The 20,869-nt window shown below is 63.9% G+C and carries 23 protein-coding genes and 1 riboswitch; of the genes, 11 read left to right on the top strand and 12 right to left on the bottom strand.

Going from position 1 to position 20,869, the window contains the following annotated elements; all coding sequences use genetic code 11:
• Positions 1 to 7: 7 nt before the first annotated feature.
• From FJ967_RS14710 to FJ967_RS14700, 3 genes are all read right to left on the bottom strand, one after another.
• A complete protein-coding gene (locus FJ967_RS14710; RefSeq protein WP_140732542.1) occupies positions 8 to 634 on the bottom strand; it encodes a LysE family translocator in 627 nt (208 codons plus the stop codon).
• A 90-nt stretch (positions 635 to 724) separates the two neighbouring features.
• Positions 725 to 1,672 carry an aldo/keto reductase gene (locus FJ967_RS14705; protein ID WP_140732541.1) on the bottom strand — a complete coding sequence of 316 codons (948 nt, stop codon included), beginning with the start codon at positions 1,670 to 1,672 and terminating at the stop codon, positions 725 to 727.
• Positions 1,673 to 1,792: 120 nt separating this feature from the next.
• On the bottom strand, positions 1,793 to 2,314 hold the full coding sequence (locus FJ967_RS14700) for a gamma-glutamylcyclotransferase (RefSeq protein ID WP_140732540.1): 522 nt from the start codon (positions 2,312 to 2,314) through the stop codon (positions 1,793 to 1,795).
• 135 nt (positions 2,315 to 2,449) lie between these two features.
• On the opposite strand from FJ967_RS14700, the gene FJ967_RS14695 reads away from it, so the two are divergent.
• On the top strand, positions 2,450 to 3,448 hold the full coding sequence (locus FJ967_RS14695; protein WP_140732539.1) for a DUF2125 domain-containing protein: 999 nt from the start codon (positions 2,450 to 2,452) through the stop codon (positions 3,446 to 3,448).
• A 7-nt stretch (positions 3,449 to 3,455) separates the two neighbouring features.
• A complete protein-coding gene (locus FJ967_RS14690) occupies positions 3,456 to 4,385 on the top strand; it encodes a sugar kinase (RefSeq protein WP_140732538.1) in 930 nt (309 codons plus the stop codon).
• Here FJ967_RS14690 and FJ967_RS14685 read toward each other — a convergent pair.
• Both FJ967_RS14685 and hisC read right to left on the bottom strand, forming a co-directional pair.
• Positions 4,382 to 5,317 (bottom strand): prephenate/arogenate dehydrogenase family protein, encoded by a 936-nt coding sequence (locus FJ967_RS14685; protein WP_181175865.1) that lies wholly within the window; start codon positions 5,315 to 5,317, stop codon positions 4,382 to 4,384. The two genes, FJ967_RS14690 and FJ967_RS14685, sit on opposite strands and share 4 nt — an antisense overlap.
• Positions 5,318 to 5,340: 23 nt before the next feature.
• Positions 5,341 to 6,450 carry a histidinol-phosphate transaminase gene (hisC, locus tag FJ967_RS14680; protein WP_140732536.1) on the bottom strand — a complete coding sequence of 370 codons (1,110 nt, stop codon included), beginning with the start codon at positions 6,448 to 6,450 and terminating at the stop codon, positions 5,341 to 5,343.
• A 138-nt stretch (positions 6,451 to 6,588) separates the two neighbouring features.
• Positions 6,589 to 6,666: riboswitch (SAM riboswitch) on the top strand.
• Positions 6,667 to 6,780: 114 nt separating this feature from the next.
• Between hisC and FJ967_RS14675 the strand changes: the two genes are divergently transcribed.
• Both FJ967_RS14675 and metW read left to right on the top strand, forming a co-directional pair.
• Positions 6,781 to 7,950: a homoserine O-acetyltransferase gene (locus tag FJ967_RS14675; RefSeq protein ID WP_140732535.1), complete on the top strand. Its 1,170-nt coding sequence runs from the start codon at positions 6,781 to 6,783 to the stop codon at positions 7,948 to 7,950.
• Between the two features lie 121 nt (positions 7,951 to 8,071).
• Positions 8,072 to 8,686, top strand: a complete 615-nt coding sequence (gene metW / locus FJ967_RS14670; protein ID WP_140732534.1) for a methionine biosynthesis protein MetW — start codon at positions 8,072 to 8,074, stop codon at positions 8,684 to 8,686.
• 147 nt (positions 8,687 to 8,833) lie between these two features.
• Here metW and FJ967_RS14665 read toward each other — a convergent pair whose 3' ends face one another.
• Positions 8,834 to 9,154: a DUF1330 domain-containing protein gene (locus FJ967_RS14665; protein WP_140732533.1), complete on the bottom strand. Its 321-nt coding sequence runs from the start codon at positions 9,152 to 9,154 to the stop codon at positions 8,834 to 8,836.
• Positions 9,155 to 9,438: 284 nt separating this feature from the next.
• Between FJ967_RS14665 and FJ967_RS14660 the strand changes: the two genes are divergently transcribed.
• Positions 9,439 to 10,434, top strand: coding sequence for a glycosyltransferase (locus tag FJ967_RS14660; RefSeq protein ID WP_140732532.1), 996 nt, complete (start codon positions 9,439 to 9,441; stop codon positions 10,432 to 10,434).
• A 19-nt stretch (positions 10,435 to 10,453) separates the two neighbouring features.
• Positions 10,454 to 11,371, top strand: a complete 918-nt coding sequence (locus FJ967_RS14655; protein WP_140732531.1) for a glycosyltransferase family 2 protein — start codon at positions 10,454 to 10,456, stop codon at positions 11,369 to 11,371.
• Between the two features lie 11 nt (positions 11,372 to 11,382).
• On the opposite strand, the gene FJ967_RS14650 is transcribed toward FJ967_RS14655, so the two are convergent.
• From FJ967_RS14650 to FJ967_RS14640, 3 genes are all read right to left on the bottom strand, one after another.
• Positions 11,383 to 12,186 carry a DUF1194 domain-containing protein gene (locus tag FJ967_RS14650; protein WP_140732530.1) on the bottom strand — a complete coding sequence of 268 codons (804 nt, stop codon included), beginning with the start codon at positions 12,184 to 12,186 and terminating at the stop codon, positions 11,383 to 11,385.
• Between the two features lie 87 nt (positions 12,187 to 12,273).
• On the bottom strand, positions 12,274 to 14,091 hold the full coding sequence (locus FJ967_RS14645) for an ABC transporter ATP-binding protein/permease (protein ID WP_140732529.1): 1,818 nt from the start codon (positions 14,089 to 14,091) through the stop codon (positions 12,274 to 12,276).
• A gap of 137 nt (positions 14,092 to 14,228) precedes the next feature.
• Complete coding sequence (locus FJ967_RS14640) at positions 14,229 to 15,017, bottom strand: methyltransferase domain-containing protein (RefSeq protein WP_140732528.1); 789 nt, start codon at positions 15,015 to 15,017, stop codon at positions 14,229 to 14,231.
• 138 nt (positions 15,018 to 15,155) lie between these two features.
• Here FJ967_RS14640 and gloB point away from each other — a divergent pair, with 138 nt between their 5' ends.
• Both gloB and FJ967_RS14630 read left to right on the top strand, forming a co-directional pair.
• Entirely contained in the window at positions 15,156 to 15,923 is a 768-nt protein-coding gene (gene gloB / locus FJ967_RS14635; protein ID WP_140732627.1) for a hydroxyacylglutathione hydrolase, read from the top strand.
• Between the two features lie 27 nt (positions 15,924 to 15,950).
• On the top strand, positions 15,951 to 16,385 hold the full coding sequence (locus FJ967_RS14630; protein WP_140732527.1) for a cupin domain-containing protein: 435 nt from the start codon (positions 15,951 to 15,953) through the stop codon (positions 16,383 to 16,385).
• Here the strand turns inward: FJ967_RS14630 and FJ967_RS14625 are convergent.
• Genes FJ967_RS14625 through FJ967_RS14615 form a run of 3 tightly spaced genes read right to left on the bottom strand, consistent with a single transcriptional unit; the run spans position 16,382 to position 18,774 of the window.
• The gene (locus FJ967_RS14625) at positions 16,382 to 17,053 is read right to left on the bottom strand and encodes a lysoplasmalogenase (RefSeq protein ID WP_140732526.1); all 672 of its coding nucleotides are present in this window, start codon (positions 17,051 to 17,053) and stop codon (positions 16,382 to 16,384) included. The two genes, FJ967_RS14630 and FJ967_RS14625, sit on opposite strands and share 4 nt — an antisense overlap.
• A complete protein-coding gene (locus FJ967_RS14620; protein WP_140732525.1) occupies positions 17,050 to 17,943 on the bottom strand; it encodes an EamA family transporter in 894 nt (297 codons plus the stop codon). The genes FJ967_RS14625 and FJ967_RS14620 overlap by 4 nt, the downstream gene beginning before the upstream one ends.
• Before the next feature lie 42 nt (positions 17,944 to 17,985).
• Positions 17,986 to 18,774 carry a DUF3108 domain-containing protein gene (locus FJ967_RS14615; protein ID WP_140732524.1) on the bottom strand — a complete coding sequence of 263 codons (789 nt, stop codon included), beginning with the start codon at positions 18,772 to 18,774 and terminating at the stop codon, positions 17,986 to 17,988.
• 259 nt (positions 18,775 to 19,033) lie between these two features.
• Between FJ967_RS14615 and rpmB the strand changes: the two genes are divergently transcribed.
• From rpmB to FJ967_RS14600, 3 genes are all read left to right on the top strand, one after another.
• On the top strand, positions 19,034 to 19,330 hold the full coding sequence (gene rpmB / locus FJ967_RS14610; protein WP_140732523.1) for a 50S ribosomal protein L28: 297 nt from the start codon (positions 19,034 to 19,036) through the stop codon (positions 19,328 to 19,330).
• 156 nt (positions 19,331 to 19,486) lie between these two features.
• Complete coding sequence (locus FJ967_RS14605; RefSeq protein ID WP_140732522.1) at positions 19,487 to 20,170, top strand: queuosine precursor transporter; 684 nt, start codon at positions 19,487 to 19,489, stop codon at positions 20,168 to 20,170.
• 3 nt (positions 20,171 to 20,173) lie between these two features.
• A complete protein-coding gene (locus FJ967_RS14600) occupies positions 20,174 to 20,863 on the top strand; it encodes a hypothetical protein (protein ID WP_140732521.1) in 690 nt (229 codons plus the stop codon).
• The last annotated feature ends 6 nt before the right edge of the window (positions 20,864 to 20,869 follow it).

The following is a 20,869-nucleotide window of genomic DNA, read 5'->3' as shown; positions in this document are numbered from 1 at the left end:
CAGGCAGTCAGCCATACACCGCCAGTGCCGTGGTCAGCACCAGCGTCGCGGCAAAGACCAGATTGATGATCCGCGAAGCGAAGGGCCGGCGCAGGAAGCGCGCGAACGCCGCACCGGCAAGAAGCCAGACGGCGTGGGTGATGACGATCATCACCGCCAGGACAGTCAGTTTCGCCCAAAGGCCGAGCTCGGCGCCACCCTCTCTCGACGAAGCACCCGCGAACACGGCGGCGATCGCCACATAGGCTTTCGGGTTGGCGACCGCCAGGAGAAACCCGGCCAGCCAGGTCGGGCGCGAAGCCTCGGGCGAACGCGCCGCCAGCGGCGGCGCCGTGGCGATCTTGAAGGCGAGATAAAGAATGTAGGCTCCGGACGCGACAGCCAGCAACGGTGCCAGCTTCGGCATGGAGGCAAGCGCCGCCATGACCCCGGTCGCCACGACCAGCAGCACGGCGATCGTGCCGAGCACGATCCCGCCGGCATAGCGCAACGAATCGCGCAGGCCGAAGGCGGCGCCAACGGCGGTGACGCTTATCGTCGCCGGTCCCGGGCTGCCCATGACGACGGTAGCGGTCAGGAGCAGCGCCAGCAACTGGCGCCAAAGTTCTGGCTCCGAGCCAGGTAATCCGGCCATCCGATCCTCCGCGATATCAGGATGCGAAGGACGCTATGGCCGGAAGAGCGAACGGTCTTGGACGTTCGTGCGTGCCGCGTTGTCGGGAGCTCAGTCGCTGGCTTTGTCGAGCTCGGCCATGTCGTCGGCGCTCAACGTCAACGACACCGCCTTGATCAGGCTGTCCATCTGGCCGGGCTTGGTGGCGCTGGCGATCGGCGCGGTGACGCCCGGCCGCGCGATGGCCCAGGCAAGCGCCACTTCCGCCTGCTTGGCGTGATGCCTTGCCGATACAGCGTCGAGCGCCGCCAGGATGCGCATGCCGCGCGGGTTGAGATAGCTGCCAACATCCTCCCCGCGCTCGCTTTGGCCGAGATCGGCCTCGCTGCGGTATTTGCCGCTGAGGAACCCCTTGGCCAGGCTGAAATAGGTGATGACGCCGATATCCTGCGCCACGCAGAGGTCGCGCAGCGGGCCATCGAAGGATGAACGGTCATAGAGATTGTATTCGGGCTGCAGCACCTCGTAGCGCGGCAGCCCGCGCAGGCTTGCCACGTCAAGGGCGGCGCGCAACTGGCCAGCATCGAGGTTCGAACAGCCGGCATAGCGAATCTTGCCCTTGGCGAGCAGCTTCTCATAGGCGCCGAGGGTCTCCTCGTAAGGTGTGGTCGGGTCCGGCCAATGCGACAGGTAAAGATCGATGGCGTCGGTTTGCAGCCGCTTCAGCGAGGCGTCGACGGCCTTCTCGATATAGGCGGCGGACAGATCCTTGTGGCCCTGCCCCATATCCGAGCCGACCTTGGTGACCACCACGACCTTGTCGCGATTGCCGCGATCCTTCATCCACTTGCCGATGATGGTTTCCGACTCGCCACCCTTGTTGCCCTGCACCCAGCGCGAATAGGCGTCCGCCGTGTCGATGGCGTTGAGGCCGGCGCCAACGAAGCGGTCGAGCAGGTCGAAAGAGGTTTTCTCGTCAGCGGTCCAGCCGAAGACGTTGCCGCCCAGAACCAGCGGCGCGATGGAAAGGTCGGTGCGACCGAGACGGCGTTTGTGCAAGACGGATCTCCGTGATGATTGGGGCCGGGCGATGCCGCCCACCTGAGGTTCGGAGCCTAACCTAGGTCTTGTCATATCGAGGTCAAAGGCCTCGCCGCCTTTTTCCGCAGAGCCAGGGCTTCACAAAGGCGCTATCCCCCGCGCCACCTCTTCCAGCCAGTGATCGCGTATTCCCAGCGCCTCGAGGTGTTCCAGCGTGCTGAACACATAATCCTCGTTGTTTCCGGATCGCCCGACCGCGCCGCGCACCACCGCTGCCGCATGCGCGGCATCGATCGCCCCGGCATACTGCTCATGGTCGCGGTCGACGATATAGGCGACGGCATCGACCGTGCCGCCGCCGTCGAGCCGAACCTTGAGCGTGCGCTCCAGATAGACTGATGTGACCAGTTCGCGCTCGCGCAGATAGGCGATGACCTCGTCGCGCAGTTCACCCGGCACGCGGAAAGCCAGGCCGACGCAGGAGCCGCCACGGTCGAGGCCAAGCACGAGGCCCGGCCGCTCGCGCGTGCCGCGATGCACGAAGGAATAGACGCACAGCGCACGGCGATAGCCATGCAGACGGGCGCGTTTCGTCTCGACATGCGCGAAACCCGGCCGCCATAGCAGCGAACCGTAGCCAAACACCCAAAAATCGCCCATATCGCCGCGCCTGATCGCAAAAGATTGCAGCACCACACCGGAATCGGTGTTTTTTCCGTCCGGCTCTGTCTACCTATTGTCGCTGTCGGAATCGACAGCCCGCCGCAACACCGATAGCTGAACGAGAATCACAGCATGACGTCATCAGACGAACGCCAGCCGAAGCGCCGCCGCCCCCTGTTCTGGCTGGCTGCGTTCGTCCTTGTGCTGTTCGCGCTCTACAGCGGCGGCTGGTTCTATATGGCGGACAAGGTCAGGAGCGAAGCCGACAAGGCGGTCGCCACGCTCAACAAGAGCGGCGTCGAGGCTGGCTGCGCCAATCTCCAGGTCAGCGGTTATCCCTTGAGCTTCACCGTTTCCTGCGACAATCTCGCCTATGAGGACGACGCCAGGAACATCGCCGCCTCCGCCGGCTCCTTCAACGCCGTCGCCCAGCTTATCCAACCCCTGTCCCCGGTTGCCAATCTGCGCGGTCCGCTCAGGACTTCTGTCCCGGGCATGATGCCGCTGTGGATCGATTGGGACAATCTGCAGGCCAACGTCAAACTGTGGTACCCGCTGCCGCAGCGTGTATCGCTGCAGGCCGACGGCCTGTCGGGCCAGACCGACCCGGCTGACGACACCGATCCGGTGGAACTGTTCAGCGCCGGCAAGGCATCCGGCCAATTGCAGCCCAACAACGGTGATCTCGACTATGTCGGCAGCTTTGGCGACCTCGAGATCGATCCGGACGCGATCGGCGGGCGGGTGCTGCCGGCGCTCGATGCCAGCGGCGACGTATCCCTCAAGAACGGCGTCGCGCTGATCGGCACGCAGGTGAAAAGCCTGCGCGGCCAGAAGATCGAGATCCGCAACCTCGATCTGTCGTCGGGGACGGCGCGCGTCACCGTTTCCGGGCCGCTGTCGGTCGACACCGAGGGCCTGGTCGACGCCGATCTGATGATCCGCATCAAGGATCCGAAAGCCGTGGCGTCTATCCTGGCCGGCGCCATACCCGAGCAGAAGAATGCGATCGAGCAGGGTTTTGCCGCCCTGGCGCTGCTCGGCAGCGAACCGTCGATGCCCTTGAAAGTGGTCAAGGGCAAGGCCTCGCTGGGTTTCATCCCGCTGGGCAAGATCAAGCCGGTGCAGTAGCGCCGCCATGGCAAACCCCGTGAAGCTCCTGAGTGTCGGAGCCCTGACGCTGGATACGATCCTGCGTGTCGATACTTTGCCCCACCATCAGGGAAAATTCATCGCCAGTGACGGCGTCCAGATCGCTTCGGGCATGGCCACCAGCGCAGCCTGCGCCGCGCGGCGGCTGGGGGCCCAGGTGTCGCTCTGGGCGAGCGCCGGCGACGACGCGGTCGGCGATCAGCTGATTTCAGGCATTGAGGCCGAAGGCGTCGACTGCAGCCATGTGCGCCGCGTCGCCGGCGCGCGCTCGGCATTGGCCTCGATCCTGGTCGACCTGCATGGCGAGCGTATCATCGTGCCGTTCTATGACCCGCTTGCGCAGGCTGATCCCGACGCTTTGCCGTTCACGGACGTCACGGCATTCGATGCCGTGCTCGCCGATGTGCGCTGGCCAGGCGCCTCGGCCCTGGCGCTGACGGCGGCACGGGAAGCGGGGCGCCCGGCGATCCTCGACGCCGATACGGCTCCTTTGCCAATACTCGAGCAATTATTGCCGCTGGCTTCGCATATCGTCGCCTCGGAGCCGGCGGTCCGCATCATCTGCGGCCAGGCTCTGGATCTGGAGACCGCTTGCGCCGATCTCGCTTCGCGCACCGACGCCTTTGTCGCGGTGACCGGCGGTGCGGCGGGCACCTGGTGGTTCGATCGAAATGCCGGATCGGCCCGCCATGTCGAGGCACCGAGGGTCAAGGCGGTCGACACGCTGGCAGCCGGTGACGTCTTTCACGGCGCTTTTGCCGTCGGGCTCGCGGAAAGCATGCCGGTCGAGCATGCGCTGCGCTTCGCCAGTGCCGCCGCCGCGCTCAAATGCCTGCGCTTCGGCGGCAGGCTCGGAGCCCCCGACAGGGCCGAAACACTGGCGATGGTTGCCGCGACCTGGCCTGAAACAACTTAACCCTTCGCCGGGTGTTCGACGGCCTGCCGGCCGAAATCCGGTACGTCGATGTCCTGCCCGGCCTCGATGATCGAGCGACGCACCGCACGGGTGCGGGTGAACAGGTCGAACAGCTTGTCGCCGTCGCCCCAGCGGATCGCCCGTTGCAGGAAGGCGAGGTCTTCCGAGAACCGCGCCAGCATTTCCAGGATGGCGTCCTTGTTGTGCAGGCAGACGTCGCGCCACATGGTCGGGTCCGAGGCGGCCAGACGCGTGAAATCGCGAAAACCGGAAGCCGAATATTTGATCACTTCCGTCTTGGTCACCGATTCCAGATCGTCGGCGGTGCCGACGATGTTGTAGGCGATGATGTGCGGCAGATGCGAGACGATGGCCAGCGTCATGTCGTGATGCTGCGGGTCCATCGTGTCGATGTTGGCGCCGCAGCGGCGCCAGAATTCCGACAGCTTTTCGAGCGCCTCGGGATCGGTGCCCGGCACCGGCGTGAAGATGCACCAGCGATTGTCGAACAGATCGGCAAACCCGGCATCCGGGCCGGATTTTTCCGTGCCCGCCAGGGGATGGCCGGGAATGAAATGCACACCGTCGGGCACATGCGGCTGCATCTGCGCGATGACCGAAGCCTTGGTCGAACCGACATCGGTGAGGATCGCCCCCTTCTTCAGCGCCGGCGCGATCTCCTGCGCCACCGTGCCGGACGAGCCCACCGGCACCGAGACGATGATCAGATCGGCATCGCGCACCGCTTCCCTGGCATCGGTGGTGTAGGAATCGCCGAGACCCAGTTCCTCGGCTCGTTTGAGCGTCGCCGCACTGCGGGTCGAGACCGCGACATGGCGAGCCAGGCCTTCACGCCGGATGACACGGGCCAGCGACGAGCCGATCAGGCCGATGCCGACCAGCGCGATCTTTTCGAACATCGGAGATGTCATGGCGTTCCAGCTTCTTGGGCGTTCTAGCTTTTCAGGAATGTGGTGAGCGCGGCGACGACGCCGCGATTGGCCTCTTCGGTGCCGACGGTCATGCGCAGCGCGTTGGGAAAGCCGTAGCCGGAAACGCGCCGCAAGATATAGCCGCGCGCGCTCAGATAATCATCCGCCGCGGCTGCCGAATGCTTGTTGTCGTCGGGAAAATGGATGAGCAGGAAATTGCCGACGCTAGGCGTCACCCGCAACCCAAGCCCGGTCATCTCTGCGCTCAGCCAGTTGAGCCAGGTCTCGTTGTGCGCCACGCTGCGCTCGACATGGGCGCGGTCGCGGATCGCGGCGATGCCTGCTTCGATGGCCGTCGCGTTGACGTTGAAGGGGCCACGCACGCGGTTGATCGCATCGACAATATGCATCGGCCCATACATCCAGCCGATGCGCGCCCCGCCGAGGCCTATCTTGGAGAAGGTGCGGGTCATCACCACGTTGTCGGCACTGCCGGCCAGTTCGATGCCTGCTTCGTAATCGTTGCGGCGGACATATTCGGCATAGGCCGCGTCTAGCACCAGAAGCACGTTTTTCGGCAGTCCGGCGTGCAGGCGGCGCACCTCCTGGAACGGCACATAAGTCCCGGTCGGGTTGTTGGGATTGGCCAGGAAAACGATTTTCGTGCGTGGCGTTACGGCCGCCAGCATCGCATCGATGTCGGCGCGCTCGTCGGTCTCCCTGATGACGACCGGCGTGGCGCCTGCCGACTGGATATAGATCTTGTAGACCATGAAGGCGTGTTCGGTGAACATGGCCTCGTCGCCGGGCGCCAGATAGGTCTGCGCCAGGAGGCCCAGTATCTCATCGGATCCGTTGGAGCAGATGATGTTCTGCGGATTGAGACCATGGACCTCGGCGATCGCCTCGCGCAGCCGCCGGGCGGTGCCGTCTGGATAGATGTCGAGCTTTGCCGCGACCTCACGCGCCGCCTCGATCGCCTTCGGCGAAGGCCCAAGCGGATTCTCGTTCGACGACAGCTTGTGGACCTTGGCGACGCCGGCGGGCGCCGTGCTCTTTCCCGGCACGTAGGCGTCTATGTCCATGATGCCCGCGCGCGGGGTCGGACGTGCCTGATCCGGTGTCTGGTTCATGTCTCGCAAAATCCGTCGAAAGGCGCCTCCATCCGGAAGCCGCAGCGGAAATACAAGCCATGGCACACAATGTCGAGAGGTGGCAGTGGTGCCGATAGCCGCCATTGACGCCGAGGCGGGCGGGTTCTAGAAGGACGTGGACAGTTCCGTGGTGATTTGGCCGGTCGGCTTGCAGCCACGTTAAACAATTCGCTAAAGGGCCGTTTGCGCGACGTAACCGGCTTTGCGAAGGCAATGCCGGTTTTTTATTGTCCGCTGCCGGCCGGACGACGGCATCGGCGCCGCGAAACTGGATTTTCGCAACAATCGATGCATCAAGAGAGATTGAGAATGGCCGCTCCGCGCGCAGCAAGGTCCAACAACGAGGTCGACAATCCGTCGAGCCTGGTGTTGCGTTTCGGGCCCGACAAGCCGCTCCGGCTCGATGCCGGCACGCTGCTGTCACCGTTCCAGATCGCCTACCAGACCTATGGCGTTCTGAACGATGCGCGCTCCAACGCCATCCTCGTCTGCCATGCGCTGACTGGCGACCAGCATGTCGCCAACACCAATCCGGTGACCGGCAAGCCGGGCTGGTGGGAAGTGCTGATCGGCCCCGGCAAGATCATCGACACCGACCGTTTCTTCGTCATCTGCTCCAACGTCATCGGCGGCTGCCTGGGCTCCACCGGACCGGCCTCGACCAATCCCGCCACGGGCAAGCCCTATGGGCTCGACCTTCCGGTCATCACCATTCGCGATATGGTGCGAGCGCAGCAGATGCTGGTCGACCATTTCGGCATCGAGAAACTGTTCTGCGTGCTGGGCGGTTCGATGGGCGGCATGCAGGTGCTGCAATGGGCGTCGAGCTATCCCGAACGGGTCTTTTCGGCACTGCCGATCGCCACCGGCGCGCGCCATTCGTCGCAGAACATCGCCTTCCATGAGGTCGGGCGGCAGGCTGTGATGGCCGATCCGGACTGGCATGGCGGCAAATATTTCGAGCACGGCAAGCGCCCGGAAAAAGGGCTGGCGGTGGCGCGCATGGCCGCCCATATCACCTATCTGTCGGAGGCGGCCCTGCACCGCAAATTCGGCCGCAATCTGCAGGACCGCGAAGCGCTGACCTTCGGCTTCGACGCCGACTTCCAGATCGAGAGCTATCTTCGCCACCAGGGCATGACTTTCGTCGACCGTTTCGACGCCAATTCCTATCTCTACATGACGCGGTCGATGGATTATTTCGACCTTGCCGCCGATCATGGCGGTCGCCTGGCCGACGCCTTCGCCGGCACGAAAACCCGCTTTTGCCTGGTGTCGTTCACGTCGGACTGGCTGTTCCCGACCGAGGAGAGCCGCTCGATCGTACACGCGCTCAACGCCGCCGGCGCATCGGTGTCCTTCGTCGAGATCGAGACCGACCGCGGCCACGACGCCTTCCTGCTCGACGAGCCCGAACTGTTTGCCGCCATCAAAGGCTTCATCGGCTCGGCCGCGCGCGCCAGGGGGCTCAACGCATGACCCCCGAAAAGTTGCGGACTTTTCGGACCAGGGTCATGCGCCAAACAGAAAGGCGAAGCATGACCCCGAAAAGTTGCGGATTTTTCCGATCGGGGCCATGCGCCACTCAGGAGGCGAAGCCATGAGCGTCAACGGCAGCCAGCGCGTCGACCTCGAGGTCGTCGCCAACCTCATCCCGCCGCAGTCACGCGTGCTCGACGTGGGTTCAGGCGACGGCTCGTTGCTCGAATTGCTGCAGGAAACCAAGCAGATCGACGGCCGCGGCCTGGAACTGTCGCAGCGCGGCGTCAACGAATGCGTCGCGCGCGGCCTCAGCGTCATCCAGGGCGATGCCGACAAGGATCTCGAATTCTATCCCGACAAGGGTTTTGACTTCGTCGTCCTGTCTCAGACGCTGCAGGCCACCCGCAATCCGAAGCTGGTGCTCGACGAACTGCTCAGGATCGGCAACCACGCCATCGTGTCCTTCCCCAATTTCGGCCATTGGCGGGTGCGCCTGTCGCTGTTCGTCAAGGGCCGCATGCCGGTGACCAAGGATCTGCCCTATTCCTGGTACGACACGCCCAATATCCACTTCTGCACCATCCGCGACTTCGTCAATCTGTGCGAGGAGCTTGGCGCGACGGTGGAAAAGGCGACCGCGCTCGACGCCAGCGGCCAGAAGATCGGCTTGTCGATGCCGTGGTGGTTCTGGAATTTCTTCGGCCAGCAGGCGGTGTTTTTGCTGAGGCGCTAGAGCAACTCCAGGACAGGTGTGTAACGGTTTTCCCGGGACAAGCGCGTAACGCTTGCCCTTGGGAGTTGCGCAAAAACAAAGAGTTAGAGCGGGTCAGCGATTCCACCAAGCGCTGAACCGCTCTAAGGCTTCGGCTCCGACACACCGCTATTCCAGGACATCGGTAGCCTTGTGCGGGTGGTCGACGCCGTCCGCGAACACCACATCCGATTGCGAATTGTTGGTCCGCAGCGCCAGGATCGCCTGGTAGGCGGGCGAATCGTACCAGTTGCGCACATGCTTGCGGTCAGGGAATTCGATGACGATCAGATGGCCCGGCCAGTCGTTCTCGACCACCTCCAGATTGCCGCCGTGGATCAGGAACCGGCCGCCAAAAGGTTCCAGCGTGGCATCGATTCGGTGCAGATACTCGATGATCTGCGGGCCCATCGTGGCCTGATGCATATGGGCAACGGCATAAGCGGTCATAGCGGAACTCCTGTGTTCGAAGCCGGTTGCCGGCTTCACGACCGCACATTGCCAAGACAGCACACGCAATTCGATTACCTCCCGGATAATAAGAACGGTACCGGTGCGACAGAGCGAATCAGCTTCGATCGTGCTGGGTTTGCAGGCTTTCTGGTCCCGCAGCGGTGTTGCTATTGGGGCGCCAGGTCAGAAATTCGTCGTTTCGAACAGGTTGAACTGTGCAGGATGTGGTGACACAGCGGCATGTTCTTTGTAGCGTCGCGCCGGATAGATGCGGGCGGAGCATGGAACCGAAGAAGCAGACATATTCGATCGTTGTTGAAATGGAGAATGCCAGTTCCATCGACGAGGATGAAATTGGCATTTCGCTGACTGCCTTGGCGCGGGAAATAGAGCGCACGACGACGGTCGGCCATTATCCCAGACCGCAGGTTGTCGTGGTTCACAGCGGACAGGACACCGACACACGGCTTCTCCAGCAACGCATCCTTGAACTCGTCCCGCTGCTTGCAACGACCGCGACTATGCTTTTCAACGCCTGTCCCGGCGGCCGGTACTATCAGTTGAAGAATGCCGGTGCCGCGTTGGCAGATGGCGATGTCGTCATCTACTGCGATTCCGACACGGTGACCGAAGATGGCTGGCTGTCCGCGCTTCTCAAGCCGATGGAAGACCCCAAGACGATTGCCGTAAGTGGCTACACCTATCTCGGCCATGACGATTTCGCCTCGCGGACCTTTGCTCTCCTATGGTTCTTCCCGCTGCGCGACGGTGATCAGCGTTTCGCTTCAAGGCGGGCGATGAACGCCAACAATTGCGCGTTTCGCAGAAGCTGGCTGGCCAGCCACCCCTATCCGGCCAGCAACGGGTTCAAGGTTTCCTGCACGCTGCTGACCAGCCAGTTGCGGGAAAGCGGACATGATTTCGTCAGGGTCAATGCACGGGCGAGCCACTATCCCCCGCGCGGCTGGCGGTTTTTCTTCTGGCGCGCTCTGGTCACCGGCCGCGATGCGGACCGGAAATATGTGGCGCTGGAATCGGCCTCACGGCCCCGACGCGTGCTGAAAGCGCTGAGGCGCTGGTTTTCGATGTCCCGCCGTGTAAGCGGACGCATCCTTGCGCATGCGTCGCAACTCGGAATGCCGGTCTGGCAAATTCCGTTCGCCCTTCTCGTCGGATTGTCCTTTTGCACGCTGGTTTTTTTCGGCCAGGCGGCCATGGCGTTCGGCCTGGTCCGGGACGAACCGGAACTCGTGCCTGTCCATGTCGGTCATAGCTGACATGGCCAGGACCGCTGACATGGCGCCTCTCATCACGGTCATCACGCCGACCCATAACCGGCGCGAAACAGTGCTGCGCGCGATCGACAGCGTGCTTGCCCAGAGCATGTCGCGCTTCGAGCATATCGTCGTCGACGATGGCTCGACCGACGGAACCGAGGCGGCGCTGGCGCGCATCAGCGATCCGCGGCTGGTCTATGTCGGCGCGAAATGGCGTGGCGCCAACGCCGCCAGGAACGCCGGCATCGAGCGGGCGCGCGCGCCGGTGGTGACGTTTCTCGATTCCGACGACGTCTACCTGCCGCATCGGCTTGAGCGCACCTTGGCCTGGTTTGACGACAATCCCGCCCTTCAGGTGCTTCTCAGCTCATTTGTCTCTTTGAAGAGCGGCCGCACCACCAATTGCGTCAATCCAGAGACCTTCGTCAGCCCGATGCTGTTGGAGCGGACGCTTGTGGCGCAGACGATCTTCATCGCCGGCTCCGCAATATCGGCCCGCCGAGAAGCCCTGCTGGAGATTGGCGGCTACGACAGCGATATAACCCGCATGCAGGACCGAGAATTGCTGTTGCGCCTGGCGCTACGGTTCGGCGCGCAACTGTCGGGAGATATCGACTGGACGAAGTACAATTCGCAGAATTCGATCTCTGGCCGCCGGGCGGGCTACGTCGAAGCCTATGCGAACCTGATGGGCAAGCACCCGCATATCGCCCGCTCCTATCCGCAGATCCCGCCCTACATGATCGCGCGGCAGATCATCGCCGATATTCTCAGGGGCCGGATACCGGAGGCGTTCGAAGGCTACATGGCCAATCGCTCGTCGAAGGCGCTCGGCTACTCCTTGCCGGAACTGGCCAGAGGCTATGTCCAGGGCCGGCGCTGGCGCCGCGACCTCTCCAACAAATTCCGCACCGAGTTCGGCACCCGGCCCGCCTGAAGCAGGCCAGCCTATCGGTCCAGTTCCGGGAAATAGGGATCAGACAGAAACCGCCGGTCGCGTTCCCCCAGAAGGCAATCGACCGGCGTTTCCATGCCGATGGGCGTAATCACCGGCTTGTCCTGAACGCCGCTGACCTCGAGGATCAGCTTGCGACGGATCGCCGTCGAGAATTCGGCGGCGGCATGGATCGGCAGCACGAAGGAACCGGGTCCGCCGGTCACGCATTGCGCATAATAGCTGTCGAGATGGCTGAACGTCGGCGATGGCTTGATCAGGATCGGCAAGCCGTTGATGACGATGCCCTTGGCAATGGCCGCATCGCGCGTGGCGGTGACCGGCGGCCCGATATTGTTGGGGCCGTCGCCCGATATGTCGATGACGCTGCGTTCGCCCTGGAAGTTGGTCCTGTCGAAAAGCCCGGCGCCGAAGGCAAGCGCGCCTGAAATCGAAGTGCCGCGGAAACTCCGGAAAGCGCGGGCCGCGAGCTTGTCGGCAAAGTTGTTGGCACTCTCGGCGCTATCGATGACCTGCCAGCCGATGACCGCGTCGTCGCGCACCGTGCCGGCCCACTCGAAATAGGCGAGCGCAATGCGGCCCGTATGGCCGGAACGGACCGCCTGGATGAAATCGGCATGCCGCAGCGCCTCGACATAGCCGGCGCGTTGCAGGGCGAACTCCGTCTCGTCCATCGACAGCGAGATATCGACCGCCAGCACCAGTTCGACGTCGACGGCCAGCCTGCCCGGCACGGAAGGAACCGGAGCGGCCTCGGCGCAAGCCAGACAGGCAAGCAGGCTCATAATATCAAGCATGGCCAGCCCAAGCGATGTTTCGACCACAACAGTCGCCTGCGATCGCGGCGAAATAAAGCTTGTGGCCGGCGCCTGGGCCGTTCCCTTCTATTTCTTGCGACGAGCCGCGACCGGCGGCGGTTCGATGGCGCCTGCCCTGACGCGGGCGGGTTTGAGCGCCGGTGCGCCGGTATCCTTCACGATGGTCAGGGAACGCGGAAAGAACTGATTGTTGTGCAGGCCGCGTCCTATATTGATGATTGCGGCGCCTTTCAGATGCTTGTCCATGAGCGACAGCACCCGCCTCAGCGAGGGGCCGTCGAAGGCATCCATCGCTTCATCGATGATCACCCATTTCGGCTTGCGCAAGGCCAGTCTGGCGAAGGCGAGCGATCGCTGTTCGTCGTCGCCCAACTCGCGCTCCCAGCGGGCCGAGCGGTCGAGCGAGGATGACAGACGCTCAAGGCCGACTTCGGCAAGCACCGCCGAAATATCGGCATCGCTTGCCGGATCGGCACCATAGGGATGGTCGAGAACCTCACGTAGTGTGCCGGCGGGGAAATACGGAACACGAGGCACGAAGACGGGCGTTTCGCCCGCCGGCATGCCGATCTTCCCGCTTCCCCATGGCCACAGGCCGGCAATGGCCCGGAAGAACAGCGTCTTGCCGGCGCCGGGCTCGCCGGTGATCATCACACGCTCGCCGGCATGGATTTCGACATGCAGGTCGGAGAGCTTGGTGCAGCCCTCCGGAGAGGCCACCTGGAGTTTCTCGAAGGTCAGGCTGCCATCGGCGTTCTCATCGAAGGAGATCCGCTTCTCCTTGTCGTGCAGCACGTCGGTTTCGTCGAGCGCGATGCGGAAGTCCGCGACGCGCATCAGCGTGGCGCGCCAATCGGCTATGCTGCCGATATTGTTGATGAACCAGCGCAACGACGAATGCACCTGGTTGAAGGCGCCGACCGCCATCATCAGCCCGCCAAAGCTGATATCGCCCGAGAAATAGACTGGCGAGGCAACCAGGATCGGCGCCACCACGGTGATCCAGCCATAGGTGTCGGTCACCCAGGACAGATTGATCTGGGCGGTAAAGATGCGCCGCATGGAACCCAGCACCGTGCCGAGATCGAGCTCGAGCCGCCGCCTGGCGTCGGCCTCGCCGTGGTAGAGCGCGATGGCGTCGACATTCTCGTTGACCCGCACCATGGAGGAGCGCAGCTCCGCTTCGCGCGTGTAGCGGTCGCTGTTGAGGCGGATCAGCGGCCGGCCGACCAGCCAGCTCAGCCAGGAGGCGATGCCGGCATAGAGGAATGCGGCCCAGACCATGTAGCCCGGTATCGCCAGCGACCAGCCGCCGACATGGAACACGAAGCCCGAAGACAGCTGCCACAGCACGCCGACGAAAGAGGCGAGCAGGATGAAGGATTGCAGCAGGCCGACGCCAAGATCAGTCGACAGGTCGGACAGATGCGCGGCGTCCTGCTGCATGCGCTGGTCTGGATTGACGCCGATGGCGCCGGCATTGGCCAACCGGAACGCGCGCGCCGGCCGCATCCACTGATCGATCAAATCCAGTGTCAGTGCCTCGCGCAGCTTCAGCCGGATCATCTGGTTGAGCCATGTCTGGCAGATATTGAGCACGAGCAGTCCGCCGGCGATCATGGCAAAGATCATGAGCTGGTGCAGGAAGGCGGCCATGTCGCGGCGCGAGAGCGCATCATAGAAAGGCTGGTTCCAGCGGTTGAGCAGCACCTGGCCGATCGACGTCGCGATGATGACGGCCATGATGCCGAGCGAAGTCCACAGCAACCATTTGCGGACCGGCGATCCGGCCAGCGCCTGCCTGAGCGTCGCCACCTGGTCACGCAGGCTGCTGGCTTCGACAGCCGCGACCGGCCGGGTGGCGTTGTCTGGTTGATCGGCCATAGCCAAAGTCCTTGCGTTCAGAAGCGATGCTGAAACCGGATGGAGAAGACTGAAGGCATCCGCATATCAACCAGGACGCGCGTTCACCACGACAGATAGGCCGGCAAAAGCCGCGCGGGGCAAGTTTCCATCCGAGATCACGAAGGTTTCACCTGGCGAGCCGAAGACGCGCCGCCCCCGGTTTCAGCCCGGCGGCCGAGACGCGTCGCGCCATGCGGCGACAACACAGGCACGAAGACGCGGCGGGAAGCGCGCTGGACCACCGGCACGCCCTGATAGAGCCGCTTCTGCGCCTCCACGACGATGACGCCGGAGAAGATCGGCCACAGCCGCCGGCCGGCACGCTCCAGCACATTGTGGAAACGCATCATGAAGCGCCGCCGCGATGGCGGGAAGAACAGGGCATCCGACCAGGCGGCCGGCGTGAAATTCGCCTCGCGCAGCAATTCGGTGAGCTGCCCGCGCGAGAAGGGCCGTCCGTTTCCGAACGGCGTGTGTTCGAAACGCGCCCAGACACCGCGCCGGTTGGGCACCACGATGACGACGCGCCCCGCCGGCGACAGCACCCGCCAGATCTCGTTCAGCGTCTCGCGCGGGTTCTCGACATGTTCGAGCGAATGGACGAGCAGCATGCGGTCGATGCAGGAATCGACCAGCGGCAGTTCCTCGTCGAAGACCAGGGCGGTCGCGGCCGGCCCGGTCGCCGGCCAGACCACGGCGCCTTGCGTTGCCGGCATGAAGGCGAAGACCCGTTCGGCATCGGTGCCGAAGCGCTCCAGCCAGGGCAAGGTGTATCCCAGGCCGACCAGCCGTTCGTTGGGGACGGTGGCCCATATCGACGACAGCGCCATGGTGATCGAGCGCTCGGCGAACCGCCCGAGCGTTGTCGAATAGAAGGAGCGAAGGTCGACGATGTCGGAATGCATGGGAGGGATGTAGCCGCGATGTCGGCCGGATTCAACAAAGGCACCCGCGCGGCCGTCATCGCCAATGACATTCTTCATCCCGTGGATGACATCCGCGCCCGGGCGTCCTATGTCTCGGCGACAGGATGGAGAGACGCGATGCCGGTCGAAATCGAACAGTTCATGTGCCGCACCGACAATTTCGGCGTGCTGGTGCATGATCGCAAAAGCGGGCAGACCGCGATCATCGACGCCCCCGAGGAAGCGCCGATCCTGGCCGCGATCAAGCGCACGGGCTGGACGCCGACTGTTATCCTGACCACGCATCACCATGCCGATCATGTCGAGGCCAATCTGGCGCTCAAGGAGCGGTTCAAGCTGCGCATCGTCGGCCCGGAAGCGGAAAAGGCCAAGATCCCCGGCATCGACGAAACCGTCGAGGAAGGCTCCGTCCTGCATCTCGGCGATGAACGCATCGAGGTGATCGCCACGCCCGGGCATACGGCCGGCCATGTCTCCTACCATATGCCGACATCGAAAGTGGCGTTCACCGCCGACACGCTGTTTGCGCTGGGTTGCGGCCGGCTGTTCGAATGCAAACCGCCGGTAATGTACGAATCTCTCAAAAAGCTCGCGGCCCTTCCCGCCGAGACGATCATCTATTGCGGCCACGAATACACGCTCGCCAATGCCCGTTTCGCGCTGACCGTCGACCCCACCAATTCGGCCTTGAAGGAGCGCGCCGCCCGGATCGAGGCGCTGCGGCTCGACAACAAGCCGACACTGCCGACGACGATCGGCGAGGAACTGTCGACCAACCCCTTCCTGCGCTGGCACGATCCGGCGATCCGCAAGCATCTCGGCATGGAAAAAGCCGGGGATGCCGAGGTGTTCGCCGAGATTCGCAAGCGCAAGGACAATTTCTGACCACGCGCCCATACAGTAGGAATGCCATTGACCACCGCCGCCGAAATCATCGCGACACTCGGGTTGAAGCCGCATCCCGAGGGCGGCTGGTACGCGGAAACCTTTCGCGACGCGGCCGGCGGCCAGCGCGGCCACTCGACCGCGATCTATTTCCTCCTGGAGAAGCATCAGGTCTCGGCCTGGCACAGGGTCAAGGACGCCGCCGAGGTCTGGCATTTCCATGCCGGCGCTCCACTGGCGCTGTCCATGTGGGAGGACGGCGGCTCCGCTCAGGTGATCGAGCAGGTTTTGGGCAATGAACTCGCCGGCGGCGAGCGGCCGCAGATCGTCGTCCCGACCGGCTGGTGGCAATCGGCGCACAGCCTCGGCGACTGGACGCTGGTCGGCTGCACGGTGGCGCCGGGTTTTGATTTCGCCGCTTTCGAACTGGCCGAGCCGGGCTGGCGGCCGGCGCAATCCTAGCGCAAAAGAAAACCCAGCGTGATGGTGAGCTGAGCCGCGTAGTAGAGCGCCCAGATGCCAAGGCGCATCCAGGTGCGATGCGGCGAGATCGCGGCCACCAGGAATTTTTCCACCGCCAGCAAACCGTCCGAGGCCATGAACAGAAGGGCGCCGCCAATCAGCCAGGCGCTGCCTGTCGTCAGCGCCGCCATGCCCATCGCCAGGATCGCCACGACATAACAGGCGATCGGAATGCGCAGGCCAGGGCCAACGCGGCGCCAGAGCGCCGCCAGCATGACGACCGCGAACACAGCCATCGCAACCGCGATTGCTCCGCGCCAGGGCTCGGCGCCGAGCACGCCCATGCCCTCGCCGCTGCGCAGGAAAAGGACGACGTAGACGATATGGGCGAGGAGAAAGCTGCCCAGCCCGCCCAGAAACGCCTTTTCGCCGTCGCGCGACAGGAAGGCATCGCCGACGGCGCTCAGCGCAAGGGCCGCGATCAGGAGCGTCGGGCCGCCCTGCATGCCGGCCAGCACGGCGAGCATTGCCACGGCGATCGTCTTTGCCGCCGAGCGGGCCAGCGTCGGCGGCATCCCCGAGGTGAAGGCGTAGATGACCGCCGCAACCAGCGAAAAGATGAGCGTCGCATTGGCGTTGGCATCGATACCACCTGGAAACGGCATCATGCCTTGGCTCCACTCTCGGCTGCGGCCGGTTTGCGCAGGAACAGCGACTTTGCCGCCAATGCCGCCCCGCCGGTGATGAGCAGGCAAGCGGCGAGGATGCGCAGCGACGGCTCGGCGACGCCGGCCGCGATCAGCACGAGCGTCGACAGAAGCGGCGCCGCGTAGCTCGCCGCGCCCAGCACCTGGATGTTGCCGCGCTTGACGCCGATGTCCCAGGCATAGAAGGCGGCACCCACCGGCATCAGGCCGAGCCCGAGCACGGCCAGCCACTGGCCGGCGCCTTCAGGCAGAACCGTTTCCTCGAGCGCCAGGTGGCAGGCGAGCGACAGCACGGCAGTGGCCGCGCAGAACCAGGTGACGATGCTGGTCGGCACCGAAGGAAAGCGCCGCGACAACAGCGAATAGGACGACCACAGCACCGCGCAGACCACGGCCATGGCATAGCCGAAGGCATAGCGGGCATCGAAGGCGAGAGCACCGCCCTTGGTGACGATCAGCACGGTGCCGGCAAGGCCGAGCAGCGCGCCGACGACGTGGTTCCAGGCCAGTTTCTCGCCCGGCATCAGTGCCGAGCCGAGCACGATCAGCAGCGGCCAGAGATAGGCGATCAGGCTTGCCTCCACCGCCGGCGCGTTGCGCAGCGCGGTGAAGTAGAAGAAGTGGTAGCCGAACAGGCCGGCAATACCGATCACCCAGACCTGAGGGGGGATGTTTTGGCTTTTGCCGGCAGCCGGCATGAACAGTCGGGCGACGAGCCCGACACCGGTGCCGATCGAGAAGGTGATCGCCGACAGCAGGAAAGGCGGCACCTTGCCGGACGCATCCGTCAACAAAGCCAGCAACGCCCACATGGCGACCGCCGAAAAGCCGATCAGTGTTGCGCGCCCCATTTTTTCTCCCGTGGCGCGCCCTCTTCTGCTGCCGGGCGTGCCTTATTGTACCGCTTCGAAACGTCCGGCGCTGATGGTCAAGGTGCCGATCTGCGTTCCGACCGTGGCGTGGATCGGCGCATATACGCCGGTTTGGCCGAGCGGTGCAAACGTCACCATCATGCGGCTTTTGTTCTTGAGGTAATTGAGCGCCTTGCGACCCTTGCGATAGCCCGCGACCGGTTCGAAACCCATCTGGCAGGTGACGGTGTCGCCCTTATAGCCCGGCACCGAGATCGTTCCCTTCGAGGCGTAGGTCAGCGTCAGGTCGGCGCGCATCTCGCCATCATAGAACTTGACCTTGCGGCCGCAGACCTTGTCGAGGCTGTCGGCATGGATGACGGTGGCGGCCATCGGATCGAGCACCGATGCCAGATCGCCGGCGCCGAGCGGCACCCAGGCCTTGGGATCGCGCTTGCCGGGTGCGGGGATGACCTGCGTCGACGTCACATTGCCATTGGCAAAGCGGATGTCGATCGCGGACACTTTCTTGCCGGACGTGTAATCGGCGCGGAACGCCTGCGGCACCATCTTCTGCCCGGAGATCGTACCCTTGGACGAGATCGTGCCACGCGTGTCGTCGAACAGCTTGGCCAGACCCGCCGCGGAGACGGTGCCGTTGATCGCGTAAACGCCATTTTGATAGCTGCTGGAGAAAGTCGACCTGGCGATCGAGAGGCCGAGGAACGACACTGTGTATTCGCCCTTGAAGGACTGCGGCGAGGCCGCCGAGGCGGCGGACGGCAAGGCGATGGCAAGCGCGGCAAAAAGCGCGAAAGGCAAACGAGGCATGGCGGGATCGTATCCTTGATTGTCGGCCGGAGGCGGGCGGCTCCGGTCTGGCGTGTCCCTATGGGACTGCTTATAGGATGAAATCCGGCCTTAATATGAAATGCCGGGCGCTTCCGTGGCGAAGCCGGAGCTTGACGCCCCGGTGAAATGCAACTATGGAACGCCAACTTTTTCCATAAGGCCGCCTGACCAGAACCGCGCGCCACCCGGCGTGGGCTTGAATGTTTGGCAGGTCCCGAGAGAACTGAAGGTTAGAACCATGTCCCGCACCTGCGAACTCACTGCCAAGGCAGTCATGACCGGCAACAATGTGAGCCACGCCAACAACAAGACCAAGCGTCGTTTCCTGCCGAACCTCGTCAATGTGACACTGATTTCGGAAGCGCTGAACCAGAATGTGCGCCTGCGCATCTCGGCCAACGCGCTGCGTTCGGTCGAACATCGCGGCGGCCTCGATGCTTTCCTGGCCAAGGCCGACGTCAAGGAACTGTCGCAGCGCGCGCGTCTCTTGAAGAAGCAGATCGCCAAGAAGCTCGCCGAGCAGGCTGCTGCCTAATTTGTCTTTCAGGCGGGGGACGACCGCCCAGACCAACCTCTTGTTGGTCTGGGGCATCGGATAGGACCCGCAAGGTTCACTGATCCGATGCCCTTGTATCAAGCGAGCGCTGCCTCGGCATGATGCTCCGCTGGTTCCATTACCCAGGATAAAAAAATGACTGCCTTTTCGCGATACATGCCCTTTGTGGCCGCCATGGCGCTTGTCGTCGTGGCATCCAACATCCTCGTGCAGTTTCCCATGCAGGGCCAGATCGGCGGCCTGTCGCTGGCCGACCTGCTCACCTGGGGCGCGTTCACCTATCCGTTCTCTTTCCTGGTCACCGACCTTGCCAACCGCCGCTACGGGCCCGCCGTGGCGCGCCGGATCGTCTTTGTCGGCTTCATGACGGCGGTGGTCTGCTCCATCCTCATTCCGCCCTTCCTGTTCCGCCATGGCTTCATCGAATTCGAGACGTCGGCCGACCGCCTGGTGCGCATCGCGGCCGCTTCCGGCGCCGCTTTTCTGACCGCGCAGCTCCTCGACGTCACCGTGTTCAACCGGCTGCGCCGGCAGAGCTGGTGGCGCGCACCGATCATCGGCACGCTGGTCGGCTCGGTGTTCGATACGCTTGTGTTCTTCGGCGTCGCCTTTTCCGCCGCCTTTGCCTTCGTCGGTCCCAGTGACGGTTTCGCCCTGGAGACGGCGCCGCTGATGGGTGTCTTCCATATCGACGCCATGCGTTGGATCTCCTGGGCGCTCGGCGATCTCTCCGTGAAGCTGATCATCGCCGTGGTCGCACTCATTCCCTACCGGCTGCTCGCCGCCCGCTGGAGCCAGCCGGCGGTTGCCGCGGCCTGAACCGTGATTCCCTGGATCCAGCTGGATTCCGCGAAAACGCCTGATGGCGGGCAGGAACTACGGCTCAAACGGCGCGGTTCCGAATTCTCGATCATGCTCGGCACCAACGAACTGATGAACAGCCGCCTCAGCGGCTCCGAGGAGGCGCTGGCGAAGCTCTCCTGCCAGAGGGTTGCCGGCCATCTGCAGCCAAGGATCCTGATCGGCGGGCTTGGGATGGGCTTTACGCTGCGTGCCGCCTTGGCCGAATTGGGCGGCAATGCCGAGATCACTGTCGCCGAACTGGTGCCGGCCGTGGTCGCCTGGGCGCGCGGCCCGATGGCCGAGGCGTTTGGCGGCTGCCTCGATGATCCCCGCCTCACAATCCGGGAGACCGATGTCGGGCAAATGATACGGTCCGAGCCCTCGGCCTGGGACGCGATCCTGCTCGATGTCGACAACGGCCCCGAAGGCATCGTGCACAAGGGCAATGACGCGCTCTACAGCCTGGCCGGCCTCTCCGCCGCACGCGCCGCCCTGAAGCCGGGCGGTGTCCTGGCCGTATGGTCGCAGGGGCCGGATGCCGGATTTGTCAGGCGGCTGAAACAGGCCGGCTTCGCCGTCGATGAAGTCCACACCCGCGCCAACGGCAAGCGTGGCGCGCGCCATGTCATCTGGCTCGCTACCAACGGCTCCCGACCGAAGACGACGTAACTCTAT

The organism is Mesorhizobium sp. B2-3-4, from assembly GCF_006442315.1.
Classification (GTDB): Bacteria; Pseudomonadota; Alphaproteobacteria; order Rhizobiales; family Rhizobiaceae; genus Mesorhizobium.
The sequence above is the reverse complement of the archived record's forward strand: the minus strand, read 5'-3'. Positions and strand labels throughout refer to the sequence as shown.